This is a genomic window from Pantoea sp. MBLJ3 (genome assembly GCF_000816655.1).
In the GTDB taxonomy this organism is placed as follows: domain Bacteria; phylum Pseudomonadota; class Gammaproteobacteria; order Enterobacterales; family Enterobacteriaceae; genus Pantoea; species Pantoea eucalypti.
The window spans coordinates 158799-172433 of the sequence record NZ_JSUT01000010.1 but is presented as its reverse complement, the minus strand read 5'-3'; the positions used below and the strand labels follow the sequence as shown (position 1 = coordinate 172433).

Genomic DNA, 13635 nt, shown 5'->3' with positions numbered 1-13635 from the left:
AGAGAAGCCCTGACTAGATGTGCAGTTCTTTCAGCTTTTCAGCAGGCAGTTTCAGATCGTCATTACGGTTAACGCCGATCTCATGCGCCAGCACATTGCGGGCAATCTGCTGCGCTTCATCCAGTGAGTGCAGCTTGTAGCTGCCACACTGATATTCATTCAGCTCAGGGATCTGGTTCTGATCTTTCACTTTCAGAACATCTTCCATCGCCCCTTTCCACGCTTTCGCAACGCGCTGCTCGTCTGGCGTACCAATCAGGCTCATGTAGAAGCCGGTACGGCAGCCCATTGGCGAGATATCGACGATTTCCACACCGTCACCATTCAGGTGATCACGCATGAAGCCGGCAAAGAGATGCTCCAGCGTATGAATGCCACGCTCAGTGAGGATATCAATGTTCGGACGGCAAAAACGCAGGTCAAAAACGGTAATCGTATCGCCATGCGGAGTCTTCATGGTTTTCGCAACGCGGACTGCCGGTGCGCCCATGATGGTGTGATCAACGGTAAAACTGTCCAGTAGTGGCATACGTCACCTCCTGTTCTGAGAATTTTTTTTAAAACGATGAAACTTTTCTGTTCGCCCAACGTCTGAATATATGAAAGACGCGCATTTGTTATCATCATCATCCCTGACAACAGAGATGTTAATTTGGCCACATTGATGTGGCCTTTTTCTTTTCTACCCTTCCCGGCTCGCCAGATACGCTTCAAAATCCAGCTTATCATTTGCTTCCAGCTGCTGCTGTGCAGCAACAGATTCCTGCGCCTGACGCGTGAAATCTTCTTCTGTCAGCACTTCCAGCGGTTCTTCACAGAGCATATGGCGATACTGTTCAGCCAGTGCCACGCCGGTGCCGGTTACACCATTATCCTTCATTGCCTGAAGGATGCGCGCCGAGTAGGTTAGCTCAGGATCATCAAAGGATGCTACCAGTTGATCACAAACCTGCTGATATTCCGTGCTGTCCTGATTGTGACTGTCTAAGACTTCAGCAACCCGGCGCAGGTCGGCAAACAGGGTTTTGCCCACTTCAACCAGCGAATGTTCCGCTTCTCCACAACCCACCGCAATTTTCTGATCCGGTTTACGCCCTTCGAGCACCACCCGATTCCAGTTTTTGCGGGTGCATTGCAACTCATCTGCACTCATTTCCGGTGCATCCGCCAGGGTACACCAGATCAGGAACAGATCGAGGAAGCGAACCTGATTCTCATCGACGCCGATGGCAGAGAACGGATTGATATCCAGTGAACGTACTTCAATGTATTCGATGCCACCGCGCAGCAGCGCATCAGAAGGCGCTTCACCCGAGCGTGTAACACGCTTAGGCCGGATGGGCGCATAGAGCTCGTTCTCAATCTGCAGCACGTTAGTGTTGAGCTGCAGCCAGTTACCGTCAGCATCTTTGGTGCCCATCGCTGCATACTCATCTGACGGCGTCTTGATCGCTTTTTTCAGCGCAGTGACATAGCCTTCCAGCGAGTTAAACGTGATGCCCAGAGCGCTCTGCGATTTATTGGTGTAGCCTAAATCGCTCAGACGCAGCGAGGTGGCATACGGCAGCCACATCGTATCTTTGTCATTGGTTTCAAATGGCAGCGCACTCTCACGACCCTGCAGGAAACTGGAGCTGATAGCCGGTGATGCGCCAAACAGATAAGGTATCACCCAGCCGAAGCGATAGTAGTTACGAATCAACCGCAGATAACCTGCGGAGATAGTCTCTTTTCCGCTTTCCTGATCTTTCACGTCAGCCCACTCCTGCCAGAAAGAAAGTGGCAGCGAGAAGTTATAGTGAATGCCAGAGATCGTCTGCATTAACGCGCCGTAGCGGTTTTTCAGACCTTCGCGGTAAAGGGTCTTCATCTTACCGATATTGGATGTGCCATATTGCGCCAGCTCAATATTGTCAGCATCGTCAATGACGCACGGCATACTGAATGGCCACATGCGTTCATCACCGAGTTCACGGGCAACGTGACGGTGGATATCGCGCAGGAACGCCAGCATATGATCAATGCTGTGATCCACTGGCGTGATGAATTCCAGTAACGTTTCGGCAAAATCAGTAGTGATCCAGTCATGTTTCAGCGCCGAGCCCAGAGATTCCGGGTGGCCGCTTTTTGCCAGATCGCCATTTTCCTGTACACGCAGCGTTTCACGCTCGATGCCACGACCAATCCCTTTAAGGGCATTGGGATGCGCTTCCAGCCAGGATAGCGCTTTAGATACGTCCGGGATCACATTACCCCCCCGCTGTGATAATAATTTATTTTTGTTCAGCATAATGTTAACCGTAGCCCCGAATCTGTGCGAATCAATGCCACCATTGCATACCCTGTAATGTGGCAGTCGCGATAACGATATAACGCAGTGTTTTACCGACAGCGAGAAACAGTATCGCTGGCAGCCAGGCGAAACGTAACCAGCCCGCGAGAACGCAGAGCAGATCACCTATCACCGGTAGCCAGCTGAATAAAAGTGCTGCTGGTCCCAGTCGGTGCAACCACGTCATTGCTGTGTCATGCCATCGCCCCTGACGTTTTAACGGCAGCAGGCGACCAATAAGAATGTTGGTTAAACCGCCCAAGGTGTTTCCCAGTGATGCGGCTACAAGCAACCCGTAAACTGATGTCTTTTTTGCTATCAATAGTGCTATCAGTAATGCTTCAGAACTTCCCGGCAGGAGCGTCGCACTCAGAAAACTGCTGCCAAACATCGAGGCATAGGTAAGTACGTCACTCACAGTAAACGAACATCCACCACTGCCATGCCTGCCGCTTTAGCGGCCTGAATACCAAAGTCTGCATCTTCGAACACCACACAACGTGCCGGCGCCACACCCATCAACTCAGCGCAGCGCAAGAAGGTCTCAGGCTCAGGTTTATGATGCTGTACGTCGTCAGCGCCGACGACTGCCGTAAAGAGCTCACGCACGCCAAGCTGCGTCAGTAACGCCTCTGCCATGCTATGTTCACTTCCGGTCCCCACAGCCATAGGACGACGCCCGTGATACGCCTTCGCCACCTCCAGTAAAGGCAGCGGCTTAACGTTTTCCAGCAGCATCGCTTTCACAGCAGCGGTTTTTTCTGCAGCAAGAAGATGAGGGTCGTGTGACGACTGATTGGATTCAATGATGAATTGCGCAAGCCGCCAGGCGGGTGCGCCATTAAAGTCGATAATACGTGCTTCATCCAGCGTTAATCCGTAACGCTGGAGCACCTGACGCCACGCTTTTCGATGTGTCGGCTCAGTATCAAGAATCGTGCCGTCCATATCAAAAATCAGGCCGTCATATTGATCGTACATTGTCACTCCGGACATTCACCAAATGAGACATTACTTTAGCCTAATGTGGACAGGTTGTCGCCAGGGGGGATGAACAGCAAATGCTTTGAAAGCATTAGCAATTTTTGTTTTCAGATAAAGGTGATCGTGCGCGGCCAGCGATAACCGTACGAATTTTCAGCGATTTTTTAACATTACTCTGGCAGGCAAGCGGTGGCGGACGGGCGTGGGCAGTAAAATGGCGATCTCTGAGGCGGAGAAAATGTGTTACGTGTCGCTTAAGTCAGGATGATGAATCAATGGGGCAGATCAGGCAGGAAAACAGTGTGGGTAAAGCCAGAGGGTAACTGCAGGGGAGCAGTTCAGTATGCTCGTTCAGCGCTTGCTGTACAGGGTATAAAAAAGTATGTCTCTTTTGAGGTCTTAGCGATGATTACGCCAAATTCATTGAGGGAACTTAAAACTGAAGAAGATGGTGCATCCAGGAGGATTCGAACCTCCGACCGCTCGGTTCGTAGCCGAGTACTCTATCCAGCTGAGCTATGGATGCATTGGGGTCTATCTTTTGGGGTACAACTTTTTATGGACTAACAGAAACCAACCTGAGGATGTTACAAAGAATGGTGCATCCAGGAGGATTCGAACCTCCGACCGCTCGGTTCGTAGCCGAGTACTCTATCCAGCTGAGCTATGGATGCATAAATCTAATTCTTGTACAACGCAGGGTGCTAACTACTCACCATGAAAGGAATTGCTAATTCGCTTTATTTCTTTATTTTCGATGGTGCATCCAGGAGGATTCGAACCTCCGACCGCTCGGTTCGTAGCCGAGTACTCTATCCAGCTGAGCTATGGATGCATCGAAAATGGCGGTGAGGGAGGGATTCGAACCCTCGATACAGCTTTTGACCGTATACTCCCTTAGCAGGGGAGCGCCTTCAGCCTCTCGGCCACCTCACCTTACGCTTTCTTTCGAACCGTGCGTCTGAACTTGTTTCTGCTCATCGGCACTGCGTGGCGCACATATTACTTTCCCGGACTTTTAAGTCAAACAATTTTTCCGAAACTTTGTTTGATTGAGCAAATCACACACAATTGGGGCAAAATGAAGACAAAAAGAGTGAATTATCAACAATGAGAGAGGATGACGTTAACTAAATAGGGAGAAAGCGGGAGAGAAGAAAAGAGAGGATTTTTAGACAAAGCGGTAGCGCCTCGCACAGGTGCGAGACGCTGAATCCGTTAAACGCTGGTTTGTTGCGTTTTTTCAGCCTGGATGCGTTGATAGATCTCTTCGCGATGCACAGACACTTCTTTCGGTGCGTTAACCCCAATACGTACCTGGTTACCTTTAACACCCAGCACCGTTACAGTTACCTCATCACCGATCATGAGGGTTTCACCAACTCGACGAGTTAGAATAAGCATTCTTTGCTCCTTGAAAGATTAAAAGAGTCGGGCTTGTACAGGCTCCCGGCATTATCCATCATTTAACGCTGCACATTGACTATGAGAGATACACCAATGCACATCGATGCGCCAATACATTCTGCTGATAGTTAGTTTAGCCGAAATACACTACATCAGCCTGACTTTGTCATTTGCTGCTTTAGCATCGTATTAAAAAGCGCCGGAACCAGAGTTCTGACGCTTTTTACAATGCCTTGTTCTAAGTCATTAAAGGCGGCTGTTAACCCAGCTCTCAACGCCTGCCAGAGCGCCTTTCAGCCCTTTAGCATCCGTACCACCCGCTTGTGCCATATCAGGACGGCCACCGCCCTTCCCGCCTACCTGCTGTGCCAGACCGGCGATCAACTCGCCCGCTTTAACACGGTCAGTCAGATCTTTGGTCACACCGGCAATCAGCGACACCTTACCTTCGGCAACCGTCGCCAGCACGATAATCGCAGACCCGAGTTGATTCTTGAGGTCATCAACCATGGTACGCAACATCTTAGGCTCGACATTGTTGAGCTCGCTGACCAGCAGTTTCACGCCCTTAACATCGATGGCATTGCTACTCAGTGAAGCGCTCTCCTGGGCAGCTTGCTGGTCGCGCAGTTGCTGCAACTCTTTCTCCAGAGCCCGCACATGGTCAACGAGACCACGCACTTTCTCGTTCAGGTTGCTGCTGTTCGCTTTAACCAGTTGCGCAAGATCCTGCAGCTGACTGCTTTGCGCATTAACCTGTGCCAGCGCGCCTTCACCCGTAATAGCTTCGATACGACGGATACCTGCTGCCGTACCTGACTCAGCCTGAATACGGAACAGGCCGATATCACCGGTGCGTGCAGCGTGAGTACCACCACACAATTCGACTGAGAAATCACCCATGGTCAGAACGCGCACGCGCTGATCATATTTCTCGCCAAACAGTGCCATTGCACCTTTAGACTTCGCCGCATCCAGATCCATCACTTCCGTTTCAACCGGCAGGTTGCGACGAATCTGCGCATTGACGATATCTTCGACCTGACGAATCTCCTGAGGTTTCATCGCTTCGAAATGCGAGAAGTCAAAACGCAGGTATTTGTCGTTAACCAGCGAGCCTTTTTGCGCCACATGCTCACCTAAAACCTGACGCAATGCGGCATGCAATAAGTGGGTAGCAGAGTGGTTCAGACGGATGCGCGCACGACGTGCCGCATCAACCTGCGCCTCAAGACGATCACCGATACGCAACTGCCCTGCGGTCAGCTTACCGACATGACCGATTGCCTGACCATATTTTTGTGTATCCTGGACGCTAAATTCAGCATTCTTCCCTTTCAGCAGACCGGTATCGCCTACCTGACCACCTGATTCGCCATAGAATGGCGTTTCATCCAGCACGACCACGGCATCCTGACCTGCGGTCACTTCATCTACCGCTTCGCCCGCAACATAGAGCGCTTTTACCGTGGCGGCTAAATCGAGCTGGTCATAACCTTTGAATGATGAGGCGGCATCAATGCGAATAACATTGCTGTAGTCAGCACCGAAGCCACTCGCTTCACGTGCGCGCTGACGCTGCTGCTCCATCGCCTGCTCAAAGCCCGCTTCGTCGATTTTCAGATTGCGTTCGCGGCAGACGTCAGCCGTTAAGTCAGCCGGGAAGCCAAAGGTATCGTAAAGACGGAAGACGATTTCGCCATCCAGCGTGTCGCCCTGCAGTTTTTCCAGCTCTTCATCCAGCAGCGCCAGTCCGCGCTCCAGCGTTCTGGCAAACTGGTCTTCTTCGCTTTTCAGCACCTGCTCAACCTGAGCCTGCTGACGCTGCAACTCTTCGCCTGCCGCGCCCATGACCTCAATCAGTGGTGCAACCAGCTTATAGAAGAAGGCTTCTTTGGCGCCCAGTATGTTGCCATGACGCACGGCACGACGAATGATACGACGCAGCACATAGCCACGGTTCTCATTCGACGGGATCACACCATCGGCAATCAGGAAAGCACAGGAACGGATGTGGTCGGCAATAACGCGCAGCGATTTGTTGCTGAGGTCAGTTGCACCGGTAACCTGCGCAACGGCCTGAATCAGTTTCTGGAACAGGTCGATTTCATAGTTGGAGTTAACATGTTGCAGAACGGCGGAAATACGCTCAAGGCCCATTCCGGTATCAACCGACGGTTTTGGCAGCGGCAGCATGGTGCCATCTGCCTGACGGTTGAACTGCATAAAGACAATGTTCCAGATTTCAATGTAACGATCGCCATCTTCTTCCGGGCTGCCTGGTGGGCCACCCCAGATGTGATCGCCGTGATCGTAGAAAATCTCGCTACATGGACCACAAGGACCGGTATCGCCCATCTGCCAGAAGTTATCAGACGCGTATGCGCTGCCCTTGTTGTCACCGATGCGAATAATGCGCTCGCGCGGCACACCGATTTCATTCGCCCAGATATCAAAGGCTTCATCGTCGGTTTCATAGACCGTCACCCACAGACGCTCTTTTGGCAGGCTGAACCACTGCTCGCTCGTCAGCAGTTCCCAGGCAAAACCAATCGCCTCTCTCTTGAAGTAGTCACCAAAGCTGAAGTTACCCAGCATTTCAAAGAAGGTGTGATGACGTGCGGTGTAACCGACATTTTCAAGATCGTTGTGTTTACCGCCTGCGCGTACGCAGCGCTGTGACGTGGTCGCACGTGTGTAATCACGTTTGTCCTGCCCGAGGAACACATCTTTAAACTGGTTCATCCCGGCGTTGGTAAACAACAAGGTTGGATCGTTATTCGGTACGAGGGAGCTGCTGGTTACAACCTCATGTCCCTTGCTATGAAAAAAGTCGAGAAACGCTTGACGGATCTCAGCAGTGCTCTTGCTCATATATGTCCTGGAATCACGCTAACGAACGTTCCCTCTGATCGGCGCGACCACACTTTCGTGGTGCCTGATTAGTGGAACAAAAAGTGGGAATAAGATAAATTTTCTTCAGTGGGAAGTAAAATTACATCGGCTTTTAGTCATCAAAATTTCTGAAAACGGATTGGATATCTTCGGTCATAAAGCCCTTTGACTGCAGATAGCGTAGTACTTTCGCTTTCTCTTTCCACTCTGTGGGCAATGGGTGTCCGAATTTTCGTTCCGCCAGCTGAGCCGCGCACACCGCCCAGTCGACTTCCGTCTCTTCCATCGCAAGATCAATGGATTCACGGTCAATGCCTTTCTGGGCCAGTTCGAGGCGCACACGTTGCGACCCAAAACCTTTGCGGCTTCGACTCTGAATAAAACGCTCGGTAAAACGTTCGTCATTGAGCCAGCCGCTCTCCTGGCACCAATTCAGTACCTGTTCAAGCAGCGTTTCAGTGACAATTTCAGGCTCTTTTTTCTGTGCCCATGCGGCACGCTGCGCTGATTGTTGCAGCTTACGGGCTAATTCTGCACGGCTGTGATCGCGCTGGCCAAGAATACGCATCGCACGGTCCAGCAGACGGGAATAGGAGACGACATCAGGTTGGGGCTGAGAGGGTTCAGTCATACTGCGCACCTTGTACAAACAGGAGTGAGATTATGGCGACAGAACAGGACAGAGGGAAGGCAAGAAGAGTAATGGCGGGGGGAAACAACGATGGGAGAGGCTTTCGCCCCTCCCGCATCAGTGATTAGAAGTCTTCGTTCGCTTCACTTGCTGCGTTTTCTTTCTCGGCAGCCTTGTCAGCTGCTGCGAGTTTTTCATCCGCGCCGTTGAGCAACATCTCACGCAACTTCAGATCAATTTCGTTTGCCACAGCAGCATTCTCTTTCAGGAAGTTGCCGGCATTCGATTTGCCCTGACCAATCTTGTCGCCGTTATAGCTGTACCACGCACCCGCTTTTTCAATCAGCTTGTGCTTCACGCCCAGGTCGACCAGCTCACCAAAGGTATTGATACCTTCGCCATACATGATCTGGAACTCAGCCTGTTTGAATGGCGCGGCGATTTTGTTTTTCACCACTTTAACGCGGGTCTCACTGCCGACCACGTTATCGCCCTCTTTGATTGCGCCGATACGACGGATATCAAGGCGGACAGAAGCGTAGAACTTCAGCGCGTTACCACCGGTGGTGGTTTCCGGGTTACCAAACATCACACCAATTTTCATACGGATCTGGTTGATGAAGATCAGCAGGGTATTAGACTGCTTCAGGTTACCGGCCAGCTTACGCATGGCCTGGCTCATCATACGTGCCGCGAGGCCCATGTGAGAGTCACCGATTTCACCTTCAATTTCTGCTTTAGGCGTCAGAGCGGCAACGGAGTCGACGATGATGACATCAACCGCACCAGAGCGCGCCAGCGCATCACAGATTTCCAGCGCCTGCTCACCCGTATCGGGCTGAGAACAGAGCAGGTTCTCAATGTCTACGCCCAGTTTCTTGGCGTAAACCGGATCGAGCGCATGCTCAGCATCGATAAAGGCACAGGTTTTGCCTTTACGCTGCGCAGACGCGATAACCTGCAGGGTCAGCGTGGTTTTACCAGAAGACTCCGGTCCGTAGATCTCAACGATACGACCCATTGGCAGACCGCCTGCGCCTAACGCGATATCCAGCGACAGCGAACCAGTAGAGATGGTTTCCACATCCATTGAGCGGTCTTCACCCAAGCGCATGATGGAGCCTTTACCAAATTGTTTCTCAATCTGGCCAAGCGCGGCAGCTAAAGCCTTCTGTTTGTTTTCATCAATCGCCATTTCAACTCCTAATCAAGCCGGGTAAACACGCACTCAGGGTGCCTGTACTCTTTCTGTTGCCAGTAATTATACTGTATAGTCATACAGTATCAAGTTTAATTTGTCAGAAATTCGCCATACAGCGTCTGTAAGGCCCATGCTACCGACTGGCGGCGAACGGCCTCACGATCGCCGTTAAAATGTTGCTTCAACGCCAACACGTTGTCCTGTGGACCGGCAAAGCCGAACCACACCGTACCCACCGGTTTTTCTTCATTGCCGCCATCCGGGCCCGCAATACCGCTAACAGAGATCGCGTAGTCAGCATGGGCCGCCTTGCGGGCACCCTGCGCCATCTCGCGCACCACCGCTTCACTGACCGCGCCATACTGCGCCAGCGAGTCAGCCTGCACATCCACCATCTGTTGTTTTGCTTCATTGCTGTAGGTCACAAAACCGCGTTCGAACCAGGCGGAACTGCCGCTGATATCGGTAAAGACTTTAGCAATCCATCCACCCGTGCAGGATTCCGCACAGGTTACGGTGGCATTGCGTTGCTTCAGCTTCTCACCTATCTGCGCACTAAGCGCCTGCAACTGCTGATCATCCATTGCCATTTCTCCCTGGGTTATGGGTTGAAGGTGGTGCAGAAAGTCTGCTTTTTCAAGGACGCTTATCCCGATTGCACTGTTTTTGCGACCGGCTTTCCATCGTACTTACTCTTTTTTCATCGCAACCATGAAAAGACGCGGGAAAGCGAGCAGAACCTGACCATCGGCCTGAGCCGGATAGGCGGTAAGCAGACGCTGATGATAATCAGACAGAAAAGCTGTCTGTTCAGACGCATCCAGCGTCGCCAGGAAAGGCCGTAAGCCTGTCGCCTGCAGCCAGCTGATAATCGCCTGCGCATCGGCCATTACGTGATAGTAGGTGGTACGCCAGATATCCACCTCACAACCGGCCTGCACCAGCAGATTGTAGTACTCGCCTGTTGAAAGCAGCTCTGTACGTTCAACTGCACTGGCATTGATGCGTGAATGCCAGCGCTCTGTTGCCGCCACCTCGCGCATCAGTTGATGCGAGGGCTCATTAAGGTTATCAGGCATCTGGATAGCCAGCACGCCTCCGATTGCCAGCTGGCTGACAAGATGAGGAAACAGCATGGTGTGGTTGTCGAGCCATTGCAGAGAAGCGTTGGCATAAATAACCTGCTGCGGCACCTCTGCCTGCCAGCTGCGAATATCTGCCTGAACAAAACGGCAGTGCGGCAGGCGTTCGCTGGCCTGAGATAACATCGCCGCTGAACTGTCGAGTCCGGTGACCTGCGCCAGCGGCCAGGTATCGGCGAGCAGCTCGGTACTGTTGCCGGGCCCGCATCCCAGATCGGTTACCTGCTCAACCTGTTCAAGGCTAATGCGCGCCAGCAATTCGCGGGCTGGACGGGTTCGTTCCGCTTCAAATTTACGATACAGCACAGGATCCCACTCTTTCATCATGACCTCTCGCTCAGTTATCAGATGCATCCGCTTACTGAGACGGATGAAAGACGAAAAAGTGCGACACGTTGCTCACTTTTGAATCATGTGGTGGCAGAGACGGACTGGAATAATTAAGTTAAAACACTGTTTCATTTTTTAACGCCCCATCCAGGAGTTCGCTATGAGTGAAAAATCGGCTTTTGCCGGCGTCTGGTGCCCTAGCGTCACCCCGTTCAATGCGCAGGGTGAACTCGATATCGACGCGCTCGGACGACATTTTGCCCGCCTCAATGATTCCGGTCTGGATACCTTGTTGGTGATGGGCAGCATTGGTGAATTCGCCTCACTGACACAGCAGGAGCGTTTACAGCTGATCAGGGAAGCCAGGCCGTTGTCACCTCTAAAAATGGTGGCAAATGTCTCGGCGACCTGTATCCCTGACATGCTGGAACTGACTGAAGCCGCCTGGAAAAATAACTTTGACGCAGTGATGGTGCTGCCGCCCTACTATTACGGCCAGACGCAACAGCAACTGATGCACTACTTCGAGGCACTTGACGCGCAGCTTGGGGGAAAATGGTTTGCCTATAATTTTCCGGCACGCACCGGCTGTGATTTGACGCCGGCGCTGATTGCTGCGCTGGCAGCAAAGTTACCTAACTTTGTGGGTATCAAAGATACGGTGGATTGCCTGTCGCATAACCGGGCGATGATTGAGGAGACCAGCAAAGTGCGCAGTGATTTTGCCGTGCTGTCAGGCTATGACGAATATCTGCTTCCCAATCTGCTGGCGGGCGGCACCGGGGTGATTTCAGGTCTGAATAATCTTGTACCAGAGTACTTTGCGCAGATGATGGCCGCGTGGCGAAATGGCAATCTGTCTGAGCTGACGCGTCTGCAGCAGCAGATCGGCAGGCTGATGGCAATTTACAGTATTGGCGATGATTTTGTGACGACGATTAAGACGGCCGTGGCACGTCGTTATGACTCAATGAACAGCGCCTCACGTAACTACGGTGGTGCGCTGAATGCGGAACAGTGCGCCGCGATCGATCGGCTTTTCAGCTAACTGAATAACGGGCGCATCCCTGCGCCCCGGATCTCAGTTCTTTTTCACGAACTCAGATTTCAATTTCATCTGACCAAAACCGTCAATTTTACAATCGATGTTGTGATCCCCTTCCACCAGACGGATGCTTTTCACTTTGGTACCAATCTTCAGCGATGAGGAGCTGCCCTTCACCTTGAGATCTTTAATCACCGTGACGCTGTCGCCATCTGCCAGCAGATTGCCATTGGCATCACGTACTTCCAGCGATCCGTTGCTGCTGTCACCCTCTCCTTCGGTCCAGATATGACCGCAGGAGGGGCAGTTGAGGTTATCGCCATCTTGCCAGGTGTAATCGGCGTGACAAGCTGGGCAGGCAGGTAAAGACATAACGACTCCAGAGATATCAGTGGCTGTGTGGCCTGAAAAAGGGCGTCATCATATAACCTTACAGTTAACAAGGATAGCCTTTATAACAGGCCACCCTGCCGTGCCTTGCTCACCGCCTCACCCAGCTGCCACACCGCCATCGCATAATGGGTGCTGTGGTTGTAGCGGGTAATGACATAGAAATTCGGTAAGCCGTACCAGTACTGGTAGCTGGTGCCTAAGTCGAGGCGCAGCAGACTGACCTGATCGTTTCCGTCCAGCGAGCCCTGTGGTGACAGGCCTGACGCCGCCAGCATGCTCACGCTGTAACGGGTTTTGAAGCCATCTTCCAGCATCGGTGCCTGACCGCTGGCCGGAACCGCCACATTTTCGCCGCTGCGCCAGCCGTGCTTCTGGAAGTAGTGCGCCACGCTGCCGATAGCATCCTCCGGATCCCACAGGTTTGCGTGACCGTCGCCGTTGAAGTCAACCGCATAATCATTGTAAGACGACGGCATAAACTGGCCATAGCCCATCGCCCCGGCGAAAGACCCTTTCAGCGCCAGCGGGTCATCCTGCTCTTTACGCGACATCAGAAGGAAGGTTTCCAGCTCGCTGCTGAAGTACTCGGCGCGGCGCGGATAGTTAAACGATAAGGTTGCAAGCGCATCCAGGATCCGCGTTTTCCCCATCACGCGACCCCAGCGGGTTTCCACGCCAATGATGCCGACAATAATTTCTGGCGGCACACCATAGACCTGCTGCGCACGTTGCAGCGCATCCTGATACTGGTTCCAGAACGCCACACCGTTTTGTACGTTATCGGGCGTAATAAACTTGTTGCGATAGCGGATCCAGGCACCGTTAGGCCCCGGCGCAGGCGTGTAGCTCGGCGCCTGGCGATCCATCAGCCGCAGCACATAATCCAGTCGCTTAGCCTGACCGATGATGTTGTGCAACTGCTCACGATCAAAGTCATGCTTCTCCACCATCTTATCGATAAATTGCTCTGCTGCCGGATTACCGGCGAAGTCGCCGAACATTGCCTGTCCGCTGTGGGACGGCTGCAGTAAAAAACCGCCCTGAGGTGCAGCCAGCATCTTCTGCTGGGACGGAACTTCAGGTTTGCTGCTGCAGGAGGCCAGAAGCGGGATGAACGCAAGGAGGGCTAACTTGAGACGCATCGGTTATCCATAAACGAGGGGTAAATTCAGATGCGGTAATAGTAGTCGTTCAGCGCAGTGACATACAGTCCGGAATGTTAAAAAAACGTCAACGCCGCAGTGGATCAAACAGGGCTGCGGGGCGGTGTCTCCC

13 protein-coding genes and 4 tRNA genes are annotated in these 13635 nt (G+C 52.4%); 1 reads left to right on the top strand and 16 read right to left on the bottom strand.

Annotation, left to right across the window (positions count from 1 at the left end; translation table 11 throughout):
* Positions 1–13: 13 nt before the first annotated feature.
* The 14 genes from luxS to tam form a co-directional block, all read right to left on the bottom strand.
* The gene (luxS, locus tag NP77_RS15605) at positions 14–529 is read right to left on the bottom strand and encodes an S-ribosylhomocysteine lyase (protein ID WP_003849049.1); all 516 of its coding nucleotides are present in this window, start codon (positions 527–529) and stop codon (positions 14–16) included.
* Positions 530–682: 153 nt separating this feature from the next.
* A complete protein-coding gene (gene gshA / locus NP77_RS15600; RefSeq protein WP_003849050.1) occupies positions 683–2290 on the bottom strand; it encodes a glutamate--cysteine ligase in 1608 nt (535 codons plus the stop codon).
* 31 nt (positions 2291–2321) lie between these two features.
* Positions 2322–2750, bottom strand: a complete 429-nt coding sequence (locus NP77_RS15595) for a YqaA family protein (RefSeq protein WP_008927089.1) — start codon at positions 2748–2750, stop codon at positions 2322–2324.
* Positions 2747–3313 carry a fructose-1-phosphate/6-phosphogluconate phosphatase gene (gene yqaB, locus NP77_RS15590; RefSeq protein WP_003849054.1) on the bottom strand — a complete coding sequence of 189 codons (567 nt, stop codon included), beginning with the start codon at positions 3311–3313 and terminating at the stop codon, positions 2747–2749. The genes NP77_RS15595 and yqaB overlap by 4 nt, the downstream gene beginning before the upstream one ends.
* Positions 3314–3765: 452 nt before the next feature.
* A tRNA-Arg gene (locus NP77_RS15585) sits at positions 3766–3842 on the bottom strand.
* Positions 3843–3913: 71 nt separating this feature from the next.
* Positions 3914–3990: transfer RNA gene (locus NP77_RS15580), tRNA-Arg, on the bottom strand.
* A gap of 84 nt (positions 3991–4074) precedes the next feature.
* A tRNA-Arg gene (locus NP77_RS15575) sits at positions 4075–4151 on the bottom strand.
* Between the two features lie 8 nt (positions 4152–4159).
* Positions 4160–4252: transfer RNA gene (locus NP77_RS15570), tRNA-Ser, on the bottom strand.
* A gap of 282 nt (positions 4253–4534) precedes the next feature.
* A complete protein-coding gene (gene csrA, locus NP77_RS15565; RefSeq protein ID WP_008927091.1) occupies positions 4535–4720 on the bottom strand; it encodes a carbon storage regulator CsrA in 186 nt (61 codons plus the stop codon).
* A gap of 249 nt (positions 4721–4969) precedes the next feature.
* Entirely contained in the window at positions 4970–7597 is a 2628-nt protein-coding gene (gene alaS, locus NP77_RS15560) for an alanine--tRNA ligase (RefSeq protein WP_039660784.1), read from the bottom strand.
* Between the two features lie 133 nt (positions 7598–7730).
* A complete protein-coding gene (locus NP77_RS15555; RefSeq protein ID WP_082040848.1) occupies positions 7731–8249 on the bottom strand; it encodes a regulatory protein RecX in 519 nt (172 codons plus the stop codon).
* Positions 8250–8373: 124 nt separating this feature from the next.
* Entirely contained in the window at positions 8374–9444 is a 1071-nt protein-coding gene (gene recA, locus NP77_RS15550; RefSeq protein WP_003849064.1) for a recombinase RecA, read from the bottom strand.
* Positions 9445–9539: 95 nt separating this feature from the next.
* On the bottom strand, positions 9540–10034 hold the full coding sequence (gene pncC / locus NP77_RS15545) for a nicotinamide-nucleotide amidase (protein ID WP_003849065.1): 495 nt from the start codon (positions 10032–10034) through the stop codon (positions 9540–9542).
* Between the two features lie 105 nt (positions 10035–10139).
* Positions 10140–10916, bottom strand: coding sequence for a trans-aconitate 2-methyltransferase (gene tam / locus NP77_RS15540; protein ID WP_039660782.1), 777 nt, complete (start codon positions 10914–10916; stop codon positions 10140–10142).
* A gap of 166 nt (positions 10917–11082) precedes the next feature.
* On the opposite strand from tam, the gene NP77_RS15535 reads away from it, so the two are divergent.
* Positions 11083–11970 (top strand): dihydrodipicolinate synthase family protein, encoded by an 888-nt coding sequence (locus tag NP77_RS15535; RefSeq protein ID WP_039660780.1) that lies wholly within the window; start codon positions 11083–11085, stop codon positions 11968–11970.
* 33 nt (positions 11971–12003) lie between these two features.
* Here NP77_RS15535 and NP77_RS15530 read toward each other — a convergent pair whose 3' ends face one another.
* Positions 12004–12339 (bottom strand): zinc ribbon domain-containing protein YjdM, encoded by a 336-nt coding sequence (locus NP77_RS15530; RefSeq protein ID WP_003849071.1) that lies wholly within the window; start codon positions 12337–12339, stop codon positions 12004–12006.
* Positions 12340–12419: 80 nt separating this feature from the next.
* Positions 12420–13502, bottom strand: a complete 1083-nt coding sequence (mltB, locus tag NP77_RS15525) for a lytic murein transglycosylase B (RefSeq protein WP_003849072.1) — start codon at positions 13500–13502, stop codon at positions 12420–12422.
* Positions 13503–13635 lie beyond the last annotated feature (133 nt).